Here is a 14,748-nt window from a genome sequence, read left to right on the forward strand (position 1 = left end):
AACACATTAATTAATTAACCAGTATGTATCACTAATTATTTAACTTATTTATATATGCCCCTTTAGTGCCCCTTTGAAATTATTTTTTAAAAGATTCAACCAAAAAACATTGATATAACAACACTTTTCTATTTTACCCGATAGAACCTTCCATTGAATAAGAAATCAAGCGATTTAATTCAACAGCATATTCCATTGGTAATTCCTTGGTAAATGGTTCAATGAATCCCATGACAATCATATCTGTGGCTTCTTTTTCTGTCAATCCGCGACTCATCAAGTAATAAAGTTGTTCCTCAGAAATTTTTGAAACTTTCGCTTCATGTTCTAAGGCAACTTGTGAATTGTGAATTTCATTGAATGGAACGGTATCTGATTTTGATAAATCGTCCATCAAAATCGTGTCACATTCAATATGAGAAGCTGATTTTTTAGAATTTTTCCCAAAAGTAACTTGCCCGCGATAATTGACTGCTCCACCATTTTTGGCAATAGACTTTGAAATAATTGAGCTTGAAGTATTTGGTGCATTATGAATCATTTTAGCACCTGTATCTTGATTTTGATTTGCTCCAGCAAAAGCGATTGAAAGCATTGTTCCACGCGCTCCTGGCCCATTTAAATGCACAGCAGGATATTTCATGGATACTTTTGAACCTAAGTTTCCGTCAATCCATTCAACCGTCGCATTTTTTTCTGCAGCAGCACGTTTGGTAACCAGATTATAGACGTTATCTGACCAGTTTTGAATAGTAGAGTAGCGCATATAGCCACCCTCTTCAACAAAGATTTCAACGACTGCCGCATGAAGTGAGCTCGCAGAATAAGTTGGGGCAGTACATCCTTCAACGTATTGAATAGAGGCTCCTTCTTCAACAATAATCAATGTCCGCTCAAACTGTCCTGATTTTTCGTTATTAATACGAAAATAAGCTTGAATAGGAATCTCACATTTGACTCCTTTAGGAACGTAGACAAATGAACCTCCAGACCAGACAGCAGAATTTAAAGCTGCTAATTTGTTGTCAGTTGGCGGAACAAGTTTGCTGAAATATTTTTTGAAAATTTCTGGATAATCACGTAAGCCTGAATCAGTGTCAGTGAAAATAATTCCTAATTTTTCAAACTCATCCTTCATATTATGATAAACAACTTCTGATTCATATTGGGCTGAGGCTCCTGCCAAGTATGAACGTTCAGCTTCTGGAATACCAATTTTTTCAAAAGTATCTTTGATTTCTTGAGGAACATCCTCCCAAGAACGAGCCGCTTTTGCTGATGGTTTTTGATAATAAACGATATCATTAAAATCAATACCAGATAAATCTGGTCCCCATTTTGGCATATCTAGCTTTTTAAAAGCTTCAAAAGATTTTAAGCGAAATTCTAACATCCATTCAGGCTCGTTTTTAGTTTCAGAAATTTCGCGAATGACTTCCTCGGTCAAGCCTAAACCGGTTGTGAATTCAAGTTCTGCATTATCATGAAATCCAAATTTATATTCTTCGAGGTCTTTGACGACTTCTTGTGTACTATTTTCTGTCATTTTTCTTCCTCTTTGGCATTTTATTATTGACAGACTTTTCAGCCTAGCTGACAAGTCTTTAATTTACTGATAAAAAATCTGTCAGTAAATTTTAGCTATTCACCATGAATTACTGTTTCTTGTGCTTCACCAAAATCAATGGCTTTTTTTAGAGCATTCCAAGCTAGGGTTGAACATTTTACCCGAGCTGGAAATTTACTGACACCCGCAAGAAATTGAGCATCTCCAAGTGCTTCTTGACGTTCGTCAGTTTCTCCTGTTACCATTGCTGAAAAAATAGTTGCCAACTCTTTGGCTTCTTCTTTGGTTTTTCCAAGAACAGCCACTGTCATCATTGAGGCTGAAGCTGTTGAAATTGTGCAACCATGACCGCTAAAGGCAATGTTTGAAATCACATCTCCTTCAAATTCAACGGTCAGTCGAATGACATCTCCACAAGTTGGATTATTAAGATCAATCATACAACCTGTATGTAATTCTCCAGCATGACGCGGATTTGATGAATGGTCGAGAATGACTGCACGATATAGATTATCTAATTTAGATAAAGCCACGCTTTCACACTTTCTTTTTTCTAATTTTTATATATTGTTTTGATTTATTTTTTGAAAAAAATTGGAATCTATTCATAAGTAACTGACAGAATTATTATTAGTCAATAAATTTTCTGTCAGTTACTTTTTGCTAATTTAGTCATCAGTCTTTATCCCATTTTTACGAATATATCGAAGGACAAGATTCGCTGCAATCACTACCGCTAAAATAATGATAACAAATAGTATAAGTAAGCCAACCGATCCTTGAACAAGTGAGCGAAAAAGGCTGAGTCCTCCAATAGCATAAATGAAGCCCCATGCTAGATAACCTGGTAACGCAGCAAGCGTATATCTAAACCAAGACCAGTTTGTTAAACCCGCCCCAAATTGAACAGCAGTTTGAAAACCAACCGTTAAAAAAGAGAGGGGAATAATTGGCCAACCAATCCGTTGAATGGCTATAATTCCAGAGGAGGTTTCTGAATTTTTTTCAAGCTTTTTGCCCCACTTTGTTTTTAATATTCCATGGTAACTCAATTTTCCTAGCCAAAAGGTACATTGAGCTCTAAAGAAAACAACAACGAATAAGAAAGTGGTTGCCAACCAAAGTGGGAGGGAGGCGACCCAATTAAGCATATTAATCAAGTTTGAAAAACTCCTTTGTTTTTTGAAGTGCCTCAACCAATTTATCACAGTCTGCTTTGGTATTATAGATATAAAAGCTTGCTCTAGCCGTTGCCGGAGTATCAAGATAATTCAATAATGGTTGAGCACAGTGATGACCAGCTCTTACTGCTACCCCTTCCATATCCAATGCCGTAGCGACATCATGCGGATGAAGTCCTTCAATATTAAAAGCAATGACCCCACTACGTTTTTTGTTATCTTTGGGTCCATAAATTGTTAAGCCTTCAATATTCTGAAGTTTTGGCATCACATAATCTATCAATTCGGCTTCATGTTGATGAATTTGGTCAATTCCAAGCTCTTGAATATAATCAATAGCTGCTCCTAAAGCAATAGCACCCGCAATATTTGGTGTTCCTGCTTCAAATTTCCAAGGAAGTTCTGTCCAGGTTGAATGACTTTCATAAACAAAATCAATCATTTCCCCACCGAATTCGATGGGCTCAAATTGATTAAGTAATTCTTCTTTGCCATAAAGAACACCGATTCCTGTGGGTCCCATCATTTTATGACCTGAGAAAGCAAAAAAGTCCACATTCAATTTTTGAAGGTCAATCGCCATATGAGGGGTAGATTGTGCGCCATCAACGACCAGATAGGCACCCTGTTCATGAGCAATTTTTGAAATTTCCTCTATCGGATTAATCGTCCCTAAGACATTAGAGACATGAGCAATTGACACGAATTTCGTTTGCGCTGTGACTTTTTGACGCAAATCTTCCATATCCAATTCGCCCTCTTTGAGATAAACAAATTTTAAGATTGCCCCTGTTTTCTTAGCTACTTCTTGCCAAGGAACGATGTTAGAATGATGTTCCATAATGGAAATGACAATCTCATCATCTGCTTTCAAGATTTGTCCAGCAAATTGAGCCACCCAATTAATTGAGGTGGTTGTTCCTCTGGTAAATAAGACTTCTTTTGTTGATTTAGCATTGATAAAGGCACGGACTTTTTCACGCGCTGCTTCATATTTTTCAGTTGCTCTCTCTGCTAACGTATGAACCCCACGATGGACATTGGCGTTATCATTTTCATAATAATCCTTTATCGCTGACAAAACGCTCAAAGGTTTTTGAGTGGTTGCTGCATTATCCAAATAAACCAAAGGTTCATCATTAACAATTTGATTCAGAACTGGAAATTCATTTTTGATGCCTTCAAGCATTACATGCCCAGCTTTCTTTCAATAGTTTCAATAAATTCTGCTTGGACTGATTTGACAGGAATTTCACTGACGACTGAGCCAAGGAATCCACGAATAACAAGTCGTTTAGCTGTTTCTTCATCAAGTCCACGAGATTGAAGATAAAATAAATCTTCTTCATCAACCTGCCCAACAGAAGCTGCGTGACCTGCGGTTACTTCATTTTCGTCAATCAAGAGAATTGGATTTGCATCTCCTCGTCCTTTATCAGAAAGCATCAAAACATGAGAAGATTGTTGGGCATCCGCATTTTTGGCTCCTTTGATAATATGACCAATTGCATTAAAGGTCAGAGTTCCTTTATCAAGAATAACACCATTTTGCAAGATATGACCAACAGAATTTAGACCAAAGTTAGTCACTCTTGTGTCAATTCCTTGCGTTTGATGACCTGTTGAAATTCCCACTACTTTTATTTGTGAATGAGAACCATTCCCTTTAAGGTCACTGTCAAAGTCCGCCACAACATTTCCGTCATTCATGACTCCAACTGACCAGTCAACTGTTGCATTATCACCAATTAAACCGCGACGAATAACTGATGCTGTGACATTTTTTCCTAAACGGTCAATGGCTGCAAATTTGACTTGCGCCCCTGCTTTTGCAATAACTTCAACAACTAGATTTGCTGTTGCTTTGGCTGTTTGCTCCCCACTTGTTTCCAAGCGCTCGAGATAATCAACTTTTGCATTTTTTCCTACAATAAGCAAAATTCGTTTATTAAAGGGAACTTCTGATGAACCCTCTTGCATCAAAATTGATTCAATGGGCTCAAGAACTTCCACACCATCTGGAACGTAGAGAACCAAACCAGAATTAAAAGTTGCAGCATTTGCTGCTGTTAAACGACTTTCATTAAAGGGAACGACAGATCCAAAGTTTTCTTCAACTAATTCTGGAATTTCTGTCAAAGCTGAATTAAAATCTGTAAAAATTACCCCTTGTTCAGCCAAGGTTGGTGTCATTTGTTCCATAACCGTTTGGCTTCCAACTTGAACAAGTAAAGGATGATTTGGGATTTCTGTAAAAGTGGGAACAGAGCCAATTTCTTCATTTTCAGAAATTGTTAAATGGTCTAAGCCCCAACGATTGATTTTAACTCGTTCAATATTTGGTAATTCTAAATTTTCAAATTCAAGCGCCGCTTTTTGGCGTAAATCTGACAACCAAGCTGGTTCAGCATGCATTTCTGAAAAGTTTAAGATGTCTTGATTCATAATTATTATTAGCAAGTTTTTATTTTTATAGGTAAACTTATCGATTTATTGACAAATTATTCTGTCAGTAAATTGATGAACAGTTAAACTTACTGACAGCTTTGTCAGTAGATAAAAATAGACTTACTAGCTCCTTTCCTTAAACTTCTTCTTTATATTCTAGTCCAAGTTCCTCAGCAATATTGACATATCCTTCAGTTTCCAGACGTTTAGCCAATTCAGCGCCACCGGTTTTCACCACACGACCATCCATCATGATGTGGACAACATCAGGTGTAATGTAATCAAGCAAACGTTGGTAATGTGTGATAATCAATGCACCAAATTTCTCGCCACGCATCGAATTAACACCTTTTGCAACGACTTTTAAAGCGTCAATATCAAGTCCTGAGTCAATTTCATCAAGAATAGCAAAAGTTGGTTCTAACATCAAAAGTTGTAGAATTTCATTTCGTTTCTTTTCACCACCAGAAAATCCTTCATTGAGATAACGTTCCGCCATCTCTTCTTTCATGCTCAAGACATCCATATTTTTATCCAATTTTTTGATAAATTCCATGACAGAAACTTTATCATCTTCAGCACGTTTGGCATTCATTGCTGCCCGTAAAAACTCTGCGTTAGTGATTCCTGGAATTTCAGATGGATATTGCATTGCAAGAAATAGGCCTAAACGAGCTCTTTCATCAACTTCCATCTCTAAAACATTTTGACCATCAAAAAGAACTTCTCCCTCAGTGACGGTATAATTAGGGTTACCCATAATCGCTGCCGATAAAGTCGATTTACCAGTTCCGTTAGGTCCCATAATTGCATGAATTTCATTGGTATTGATGACTAGGTTGACTCCTTTGAGAATCTCTTTATCTTCAATCGCCACATGAAGATTTTTAATTTCAAGTGTAGCCATTTTTTCGCTCCTTTGAATTGTCAATTGTATTTGACATTTATAGTCTCTATTCTAACAAAAAATTGATAAAATTTGTTATTTTCGCTCATATTATTTTTATCAATCGCAATATAAAAAATAAATGCCATTTGGCTTTTTTAGATACCAAAAAACCTCTATAAAATTAGAGGTTTTTTTATTTTTTATGTCGACTTCTTCGATAATTTTGAATTGGAAATTCTTGTGTCGGTTCATCAACTTCTTCATCTACTACTGAATACTGTTCTTGGTCTTTATTATCTCTTTTGTCAGTCCGTTCAGGGTGAAGAACTTCGTCACGATAAGCTGAATTTCCAACGAATTTCAAAGCTTTCAAGACTGGCTGACGATTTTCACCCAGAATTCCAACAAGTTCAATAAAGATTTCTAGTCCAAAAAGACATGCGATTACTAGTAAGATTCCACCAATTCGACTTGAAAATTGCAAGAGAATCGAGATAAAGGCAAAAATTGAGGCAATTCCATAAATTACAAGTACAGCGCCACGATGCGTAAAGCCAAGTGCCATGAGCCGATGATGCAAGTGCCTTTTATCAGCTGTTGCAATAGATTGTCGATTTAATTTCCGACGAATCATAGCCATGATTGTATCTGTGAGCGGTACTCCCAAAATTAACAAGGGAGTTAAAACGGCTACAGCAGTCGCATTTTTCAAGCCTTGTAAAGAGGCAACCGAGATTATGAATCCAAGGAATAAAGCTCCTGTATCTCCCAAATATATAATTGCTGGGTGATAATTATAGGGAAAGAATCCCATGATTGCAGCTACTACCGTGAAAATAGTAATTGGTAAGAACACATTTGGACTTGGCAGGAAAAAGTAAGAGACAATTCCCATTGTCGTCAGTGAAATAATGGATACCCCACTGGCAAGTCCGTCTAAACCATCAATTAAATTAATCGCATTCGTAATAGCCAGTATCCAAAATACCGTAAAGATAAAGGATAACCAACCCGGAAAAATTAATAAAGGACCACCAAAAGGAATTTTTAAATTATCAAAACGTGCATTGGTAAAGAACCAGATAAAACTCGCAGCAATTGTCAAACCTAAGAGTTTCATTTTAGGTGATATTTCTTTTATATCATCAACCAAACCAGTCAAAACAACAATTCCACCACCCACAATAAAGGGCCAAATGTAACTCAAATAACTAACTAATTGAATGGGATGGTGACCATTTCCGTTTCCGGGAGGTTGGGAATGGATTGGAGGTTGGGCATGCACGATTTGCGGAAGGATAAATAATGTGGCAACCGCAAAAGCAATGAAAATAACCAAACCTCCAGCTGAAGGCATCGGTTTTTTATTGACGCGGCGCTCATTGGGTTTATCCACAGCGCCAATTACCTTAGACACAAAAGTCATAACTGGGGTTAAAATCACTGAAATACCAAAAGTGATAATTATAACCATTAAAAACTTGAGTGCAAAAGGGATTTCTTTTAATGTATCAACCATATTTAGATTTTTCTAAGAACGTCTAAAGCACGCGTTGTGATTAGGCATTCACCATACTCCTGCAAAAATTCTCGACTCATTTTTGTCGCTTCACCATATTCCATCATCCGTGAACGTGTGCTTTCAACATGCATTTTACCTTTTGCTTTTTGATTATCTAAAACAACAAGATAAAAATTACCATCATAACGATAAAATTCTGACTCTTCATCTGCGAATTTCACATTTTTTATTCCAGTCAAGACAGACATCATGTCATCATAACGAATAGAGTAGTATATAAAGTCTGGCTCATGTTCGGCTTCTTCTTTTTTAGCCCCTGGTAAACCAAGTCCAGGTTTAAAATCAGTAATTCCTCGCTCGCGCGCCATATCTGCCCCTATTTCATTTAATTTATTATAAAAACCAGTCATTAATTCTTCAAATTCTTCAGGATCATCTGGAATCTCTCCGCCTTCACCCAACATTGCTTCTTCATGAACAATCATATGGACGCCTTGTGGGAAGGGTTGAATTTGGAAAGTTAACATCCCTACATTTCCAAAACGATTTTCTAAGCCAAGTTCATCAACTAATTCATAGAAAAATTGTTCAATGACTTCTTGATTTCCAAAAAAGTCAGATAACTTGATATCATAATCTGTCAAATCATCAAAAGACAAGGTGATTTTTATAGTGTTTTCATTTATATCCTCATACTTCATTTTGTTTCTCTTTTCTATAATTTATCTTCTATCACTTTACCAGTCTTAATAGTATTATACCACAGACCAGAAAAAAAACAGCACTCATGCCGTTTTTTGATATTCCATATAACTATATGAAACCTTTATTATAAGACTTTAGCTAGAAAGTCTTGGGTCCGTTTTTCTTTAGGGTTTTCAAAGATTTGAGCTGGTTTGCCTTGCTCAACAATTGTTCCATCAGCCATAAATAATACTCTGTCAGCAACTGTTTTAGCAAAGCCCATTTCATGAGTGACAACGACCATCGTCATCCCTTCTTTGGCGAGTTCTTGCATTACTGACAGAACCTCCCCAACCATTTCCGGATCAAGTGCCGACGTTGGTTCATCAAAAAGCATTACATCTGGATTCATAGCCAAAGCCCGAGCAATAGCTACCCTTTGTTGCTGTCCACCTGATAGAGACTGTGGATAGGCTTCTGCTTTATCTGATAAGCCAACTCTTTGAAGTAAATCTTCTGCAGTCTTTAGAGCTTCATCTTTCGTCATTTTCCCTGTTTTTATTGGGGCCAAGCAAAGATTTTCAAGGACTGTCATATTTGGAAAAAGATTAAATTGCTGAAAAACCATTCCCATTTTTTCGCGATGTTTAAAGACGTCTACAGATTTATCAGCAATATTAATTCCTTCAAAATAGACTTCTCCATCAGTTGGTTTTTCTAATAAATTCATTGTTCTTAAAAAAGTTGATTTCCCAGAACCTGATGGTCCAATCATCACAACAACTTCACCTTTTTTTATTTGAATATCAAGTCCTTTTAATACTTCATTCTTCCCAAAATATTTATGCAAATTTTTTATTTCAATTAAATATTCATTCATTATTTCGCATATCCTTTCCCAAGTTTCTTTTCAAACAGAACAAGCAAGCGACTAACAACAAAAGTGACCACAAAGTAGTAAAGTGCAACAAATATCATTGGACTAATTGTTTGGTAAGTCAAATTCGCCACGGTTTGCGCGCCATTGAAAACTTCCATAACCCCAATCGTATAAAGGAGTGAACTGTCCTTAATTATCGTTACAAATTCATTTCCTACGGCTGGTAAAATATTTCGCAATGCTTGAGGTAGGATAACGGTTGTCATCGCTTGTCTTGGTCGAATCCCCAAAGAATAAGCCGCTTCTTTTTGGCCAAGAGGTACTGCTTCAATCCCCGCCCGAACAATTTCCGCCATATAAGCACCAGAGTTCAACGAAATCACGATAATCCCGGGAATCAAACGTCCCAAATCTTGTTGCAAAATTCCTACTTGAAAAGTAGGTAAAGAAATACTTCCCATTAGGCTAAAACCAAGCATGATTTGAACCAGCATAGGTGTCCCACGAAAAATTTCAATGTAGATATTGGCTAGCCAGCGTAATGGAGCAATCTTAGAAATTTTTGCCAATGCTGTGACAATCCCTAAAAGCGTTCCAATTAAGACCACAAAAGCTGAAATAAATATCGTTACAATCATTCCATCATTAAAGTAGGGTAAATATTTCGGTAAAAAATCAAAATTCATATTTTCTCTCTTCTCTTTTATAATTTCTATTTTTATAAAAAAACAATAGCATAATTATAATATAAAAAGTATAAAAATACAATCATTTTTGTATAAAAATTAATTTTAAATAAATAAAAACTCCAATTACGGAGTTTTTATTCTGTCAGTAAATAATCATTCGTTTTTCGGTACTGATGGAAAGTCTGTCAGCGGCAACTAAATGATGAATTTCTCCATCAATTTGTACGGGTTGACTTTCTGCTAGTTCTACGGAAAAGTGTGGATTAACACGATGGAGAAATAAAGGGTGTTTTAAATGAGTTCCACGAAGAACACTCGGAATCAAGGAAAAAGTTCGAAATAAAGAGTGTTTACTGTATTCTACCAAATGAATATCTGCATTTTGGTTGGAAGCTTCTGGGGAAATTTTTACCCCTCCTCCAAAATATGGATGTTTGGTAAAAGTCATCAGGAAAGTTTTTTCTAAAGATATTTGCTGATTTTCTATCTCAATCAAAGCCGGAAATGCTTTTTTAGTGATTAAAACATGTAAAGCGGTCAAAATATAAGAAAAACTCCCTAGCTTTAATTTATTTAGAAATTGCTTAAGTTTTCCTTCATTGGCAGCTTGTACTATCGCCGCATCTAATCCAATCCCAATATTATTTAAAGCATAGCCATTCAATCCTTTAGATTGATAATTCATAATAAAAATTTCATGATTCATTCCACTGCGAGCAGCCTCAAAAGATTCAATTGGGTCAAGAATTAAGTTCAAGCTTCTAGCAAAATCATTACCTGAACCTGATGGAATATACGAAAATGCTTCTTCTTCTGGAAGTTCATTTATAACAAGCGAAATGGTCCCATCACCGCCTATAATCACTAAATGGTCTTCAGCCACTTTAAGTTCTAATATTTGTTTTACTAAATCCCCTTCTTCACCAGGAGCATTAGTTTTAAAAAGTCGATAATCATAATTATTTTTTTCCAAATATGGAATCAGAATCTCCAATGTTCGTGCACCTTTACCTGCACCAGAATTGGGATTTGCAAGGAGATAATAAGTCATAGAATTATTTTACCAAAAATGACAGAGATTTTATGTTTTTAATGATTTTGTCAGTAAATTTAATAAAAAAAGTTACTGACAAAATTTCATCAGTAACTTTTTTATTTATTTTCAAGATTTAAAATTAGTTTTCCACAGTTTCTGTTTCAACTTCTTTTACTTCTGGAGCATTTGTCAAATCAGCTAAAGGTTCGATGTTACGGTAACGGAACATACCAGTACCAGCAGGAATAATCTTACCGATAATAACATTTTCTTTCAAACCAAGCAAGTGGTCTTCTTTACCACGAATTGCGGCATCAGTAAGGACACGAGTTGTTTCTTGGAATGATGCAGCTGACAAGAATGAATTTGTTTCAAGAGAGGCTTTAGTAATACCCATCAAGACTGGACGACCAGTTGCAGGCATTTCACCATTCAAGAGTGCAGTTTCATTCAAAGCTTCAAAATCAGAAATGTCCATCAAAGTACCTGGAAGCACATCAGTTGAACCATTGTCCATGATACGAACTTTACGAAGCATTTGGCGAACCATTACCTCGATGTGCTTGTCACCAATTTCAACCCCTTGTGAACGGTAAGTTTTTTGAACTTCACCGAGCAAGTAAGTTTCCACTGACAAAGCATCACGAACTTGAAGCAAATGTTTAGGTTCAATAGAACCTTGAATCAAAGGCGCACCACGGTGGATAAATTCGCCTTCTTCAACCATCAAGACATCAGCCATACCTACAGTGTAGCTACGAGTATCTGTTTTACCTTTGACAGTAATTTCACGAGTACGAGTTGCGCCATCTTCAACGATTGATTCAACTGTACCAGTTACTTCAGTGATGATTGCTTCCCCTTTAGGGTTACGTGCTTCAAAGATTTCTTGGACACGAGGCAAACCTTGAGTAATATCTGAACTTGACGCAACACCACCCGTGTGGAATGTACGCATTGTCAACTGAGTACCAGGTTCACCGATAGATTGAGCGGCGATTGTACCAACAGCTTCACCAACTTCAACAGCATCACCTGTTGCCAAGTTGATACCATAACAATGTTTACATACACCATGTGGTGTTTTACATGTAAATACTGAACGGATTGTTACTTCTTTAACGCCAGCTTCAATGATTTTACGAGCAATATCTTCAGAAATCAAAGTATCATCGCCAATAATCATTTCACCAGTTTCTGGATGAAGGACTGATTTACGAGTGTAACGACCAACCAAACGTTCAAAGAGTGGTTCAACCATTTCTTTACCAGTTGCAATATCAGCAATCACAAGTCCACGGTCAGTACCACAATCGTCTTCACGAATGATAACATCTTGGGCAACGTCAACCAAACGACGAGTAAGGTAACCTGAGTCGGCTGTCTTAAGGGCCGTATCGGTCATCCCTTTACGAGCACCGTGAGTTGAGAAGAACATTTCCAAGACAGAAAGTCCTTCACGGAAGTTAGAGATGATAGGCAATTCCATGATTTTACCATTAGGAGCAGCCATCAATCCACGCATACCAGCAAGTTGAGAGAAGTTGGAAATATTACCACGGGCTCCAGAGTCCATCATCATAACGATTGGGTTTGTCAAATCTTGTTCTTCAATCAATCGTTTTTCGAGAGACTCTTTTGCATCACGCCAAACACCAGTAACGGCATTATAACGTTCATCATCAGTAATCAAACCGCGACGGAATTGTTTAGTGATTTGTTCTACGCGTTTATGCGCAGCATCAATGATTTCATGTTTATCTTCAACAACAGGAATATCAGCGATACCCACAGTCAAACCAGCCAAAGTAGATTGGTGGTAACCAAGGTCTTTCAAACGGTCAAGGTACTCAGATGTAGCTGTTGTACGGTAACGTTTGAATACTTCGGCGATAATATTTCCAAGATATCCTTTTTTGAATGGACGAACAGTATCGATTCCAGCCAAAACTTCTTTGATGTTTTGACCAGCATCCATAAAGAAGCGGTCATCAGTTGAAGTTGTCAAGTTAACATCAGTTGGTTCATTCAAGTAAGGCATTCCTTCTGGAATGATTGAGTTGAAAATAACTTTACCAACAGTGGTTACCAAGATTTTATCTTGTTGATTTTCAGTCCAAGGCTTATTGAGTGATTTTGTCGCGATACCGATACGTGTATGCAAGTGTACATAACCGTTACGCATTGCGATTTCAACTTCTTCAGGAGTTGCAAAAATCATTCCTTCGCCTTCACGACCTTTTTCTTCCATTGTAAGGTAGTAGTTACCAAGGACCATATCTTGTGATGGTGTAACAACTGGTTTACCATCTTTAGGGTTCAAGATATGTTCAGCAGCAAGCATCAAAAGACGTGCTTCAGCTTGTGCTTCTTCAGACAATGGCAAGTGAATGGCCATTTGGTCACCGTCAAAGTCGGCGTTATAGGCTTCACAAGCAAGTGGGTGAAGACGGATGGCTTTACCATCAATTAAGACTGGTTCAAAAGCTTGAATCCCCAAACGGTGAAGCGTAGGTGCGCGGTTAAGGAGAACAGGGTGTTCTTTAACAACCGTTTCAAGTACATCCCAAACGTCTGAATCTTGGCGTTCAACTTTACGTTTAGCCGCACGAATATTAGCAGCCAATTCTTTTTTTACAAGTTGTGCCATTACAAATGGTTTGAACAACTCAATCGCCATTTCACGTGGAACACCACATTGGTACATTTTGAGTGTTGGACCGACAGCGATAACTGAACGTCCAGAATAGTCAACACGTTTACCAAGCAAGTTTTGACGGAAACGTCCTTGTTTCCCTTTCAACATGTGTGAAAGAGATTTCAATGGACGGTTACCAGCACCAGTGATTGGACGACCACGACGACCATTGTCAATCAAAGTATCAACAGCTTCTTGGAGCATCCGTTTTTCATTTTGAACGATAATATTTGGAGCATTAAGTTCCATCAAACGTTTCAAACGGTTATTACGGTTGATAACACGACGATACAAGTCATTCAAGTCAGATGTGGCAAAACGTCCACCATCTAATTGAACCATTGGACGCAAATCTGGTGGAATAACTGGTAATACGTTTAAGACCATCCAAGATAAAGCATTGCCTGATTTTCTGAAAGCTGACAAAACATCTAAACGACGAATAATTTTTACACGACGTTGTCCAGTCACTGTTTTGAGCTCTTCTTTGAGTTCAGCAACTTCTTTGTCAATATCAACATCATTCAACAAATCTTGAATTGCTTCAGCACCCATTTTTGCAACGAATGAACCAAAACCATTTTTCAAAAGTTGTTCACGATATTCACGCTCAGTCAAGAGTTGTTTTTTCTCAAGATCAGTTTCTTTTGGATCAATTACCACATAACTTGCGAAGTAAATTACTTCTTCAAGTGCACGCGGGCTCATATCCAGAGCGAGTCCCATACGTGATGGAATTCCCTTGAAATACCAAATATGTGAAATTGGAGCAGCAAGCTCAATATGTCCCATACGTTCACGACGTGATTTTGCAGTTGTTACTTGAACACCACAAAGTTCACAGACTTGATTCTTATAGAAAACACCTTTAAGTTTTCCACAAGCACATTCCCAGTCTTTTTGAGGACCGAAAATACGTTCGTCAAAGAGTCCTTCACGTTCAGGTTTTTGTGTACGATAGTTAATTGTTTCTGGTTTTTTTACTTCACCGAATGACCAGTAACGAATTTTTTGTGGAGATGCGATACCAATACGCATACTCTCAAATTTATTTACATCAACCAATTCTTTCTCCACTTCTAATAAATTTAACGCTAGACGATTTTGAGATTAGAGATTTACTGACAGCAATTTTTGTCAGTAAATAAATCTCA

General features: G+C 37.2%; 12 protein-coding genes. All 12 read right to left on the minus strand.

The genetic code is table 11. The features are described from left to right. Positions 1-133 precede the first annotated feature (133 nt). The 12 genes from sufB to rpoC all read right to left on the minus strand — a co-directional run bounded on the left by sufB (position 134) and on the right by rpoC (position 14,659). Complete coding sequence (gene sufB, locus KW2_RS09160; protein WP_004255207.1) at positions 134-1,546, minus strand: Fe-S cluster assembly protein SufB; 1,413 nt, start codon at positions 1,544-1,546, stop codon at positions 134-136. Positions 1,547-1,641: 95 nt separating this feature from the next. Continuing rightward, positions 1,642-2,100, minus strand: coding sequence for a Fe-S cluster assembly sulfur transfer protein SufU (gene sufU, locus KW2_RS09165; RefSeq protein ID WP_011676796.1), 459 nt, complete (start codon positions 2,098-2,100; stop codon positions 1,642-1,644). 135 nt (positions 2,101-2,235) lie between these two features. After that, on the minus strand, positions 2,236-2,718 hold the full coding sequence (locus KW2_RS09170) for a hypothetical protein (RefSeq protein WP_011835709.1): 483 nt from the start codon (positions 2,716-2,718) through the stop codon (positions 2,236-2,238). Position 2,719: 1 nt separating this feature from the next. Continuing rightward, positions 2,720-3,937 (minus strand): cysteine desulfurase, encoded by a 1,218-nt coding sequence (locus KW2_RS09175; RefSeq protein ID WP_021037770.1) that lies wholly within the window; start codon positions 3,935-3,937, stop codon positions 2,720-2,722. Next, complete coding sequence (gene sufD / locus KW2_RS09180) at positions 3,937-5,193, minus strand: Fe-S cluster assembly protein SufD (protein ID WP_021037771.1); 1,257 nt, start codon at positions 5,191-5,193, stop codon at positions 3,937-3,939. The genes KW2_RS09175 and sufD overlap by 1 nt, the downstream gene beginning before the upstream one ends. Before the next feature lie 139 nt (positions 5,194-5,332). Next, a complete protein-coding gene (gene sufC / locus KW2_RS09185) occupies positions 5,333-6,103 on the minus strand; it encodes a Fe-S cluster assembly ATPase SufC (protein WP_011835712.1) in 771 nt (256 codons plus the stop codon). Positions 6,104-6,278: 175 nt separating this feature from the next. Next, positions 6,279-7,604 carry an MraY family glycosyltransferase gene (locus KW2_RS09190; protein WP_011676801.1) on the minus strand — a complete coding sequence of 442 codons (1,326 nt, stop codon included), beginning with the start codon at positions 7,602-7,604 and terminating at the stop codon, positions 6,279-6,281. A gap of 2 nt (positions 7,605-7,606) precedes the next feature. Next, positions 7,607-8,308: an adaptor protein MecA gene (locus KW2_RS09195; protein WP_011676802.1), complete on the minus strand. Its 702-nt coding sequence runs from the start codon at positions 8,306-8,308 to the stop codon at positions 7,607-7,609. A 128-nt stretch (positions 8,309-8,436) separates the two neighbouring features. Then, positions 8,437-9,171: an amino acid ABC transporter ATP-binding protein gene (locus KW2_RS09200; protein ID WP_011835714.1), complete on the minus strand. Its 735-nt coding sequence runs from the start codon at positions 9,169-9,171 to the stop codon at positions 8,437-8,439. Further along, on the minus strand, positions 9,171-9,857 hold the full coding sequence (locus KW2_RS09205; protein ID WP_021037772.1) for an amino acid ABC transporter permease: 687 nt from the start codon (positions 9,855-9,857) through the stop codon (positions 9,171-9,173). Before KW2_RS09205 ends, KW2_RS09200 begins: the two co-directional genes overlap by 1 nt. A gap of 145 nt (positions 9,858-10,002) precedes the next feature. After that, positions 10,003-10,911, minus strand: coding sequence for a diacylglycerol/lipid kinase family protein (locus KW2_RS09210; protein ID WP_021037773.1), 909 nt, complete (start codon positions 10,909-10,911; stop codon positions 10,003-10,005). 124 nt (positions 10,912-11,035) lie between these two features. Beyond that, positions 11,036-14,659, minus strand: coding sequence for a DNA-directed RNA polymerase subunit beta' (rpoC, locus tag KW2_RS09215; RefSeq protein WP_021037774.1), 3,624 nt, complete (start codon positions 14,657-14,659; stop codon positions 11,036-11,038). Between the last annotated feature and the right edge of the window lie 89 nt (positions 14,660-14,748).

It is taken from the genome of Lactococcus cremoris subsp. cremoris KW2, from assembly GCF_000468955.1.
GTDB classification, from domain to species: domain Bacteria; phylum Bacillota; class Bacilli; order Lactobacillales; family Streptococcaceae; genus Lactococcus; species Lactococcus cremoris.

Excerpts from the sequence above, each read along its gene's own strand:
- sufB (WP_004255207.1), bottom strand. The coding sequence starts at position 1,546 with ATGACAGAAAATAGTACACAAGAAGTCGTCAAAGACCTCGAAGAATAT.
- KW2_RS09170 (WP_011835709.1), bottom strand. The coding sequence starts at position 2,718 with ATGCTTAATTGGGTCGCCTCCCTCCCACTTTGGTTGGCAACCACTTTC.
- KW2_RS09175 (WP_021037770.1), bottom strand. The coding sequence starts at position 3,937 with ATGCTTGAAGGCATCAAAAATGAATTTCCAGTTCTGAATCAAATTGTT.
- sufD (WP_021037771.1), bottom strand. The coding sequence starts at position 5,193 with ATGAATCAAGACATCTTAAACTTTTCAGAAATGCATGCTGAACCAGCT.
- sufC (WP_011835712.1), bottom strand. The coding sequence starts at position 6,103 with ATGGCTACACTTGAAATTAAAAATCTTCATGTGGCGATTGAAGATAAA.
- KW2_RS09190 (WP_011676801.1), bottom strand. The coding sequence starts at position 7,604 with ATGGTTGATACATTAAAAGAAATCCCTTTTGCACTCAAGTTTTTAATG.
- KW2_RS09195 (WP_011676802.1), bottom strand. The coding sequence starts at position 8,308 with ATGAAGTATGAGGATATAAATGAAAACACTATAAAAATCACCTTGTCT.
- KW2_RS09200 (WP_011835714.1), bottom strand. The coding sequence starts at position 9,171 with ATGAATGAATATTTAATTGAAATAAAAAATTTGCATAAATATTTTGGG.
- KW2_RS09205 (WP_021037772.1), bottom strand. The coding sequence starts at position 9,857 with ATGAATTTTGATTTTTTACCGAAATATTTACCCTACTTTAATGATGGA.
- KW2_RS09210 (WP_021037773.1), bottom strand. The coding sequence starts at position 10,911 with ATGACTTATTATCTCCTTGCAAATCCCAATTCTGGTGCAGGTAAAGGT.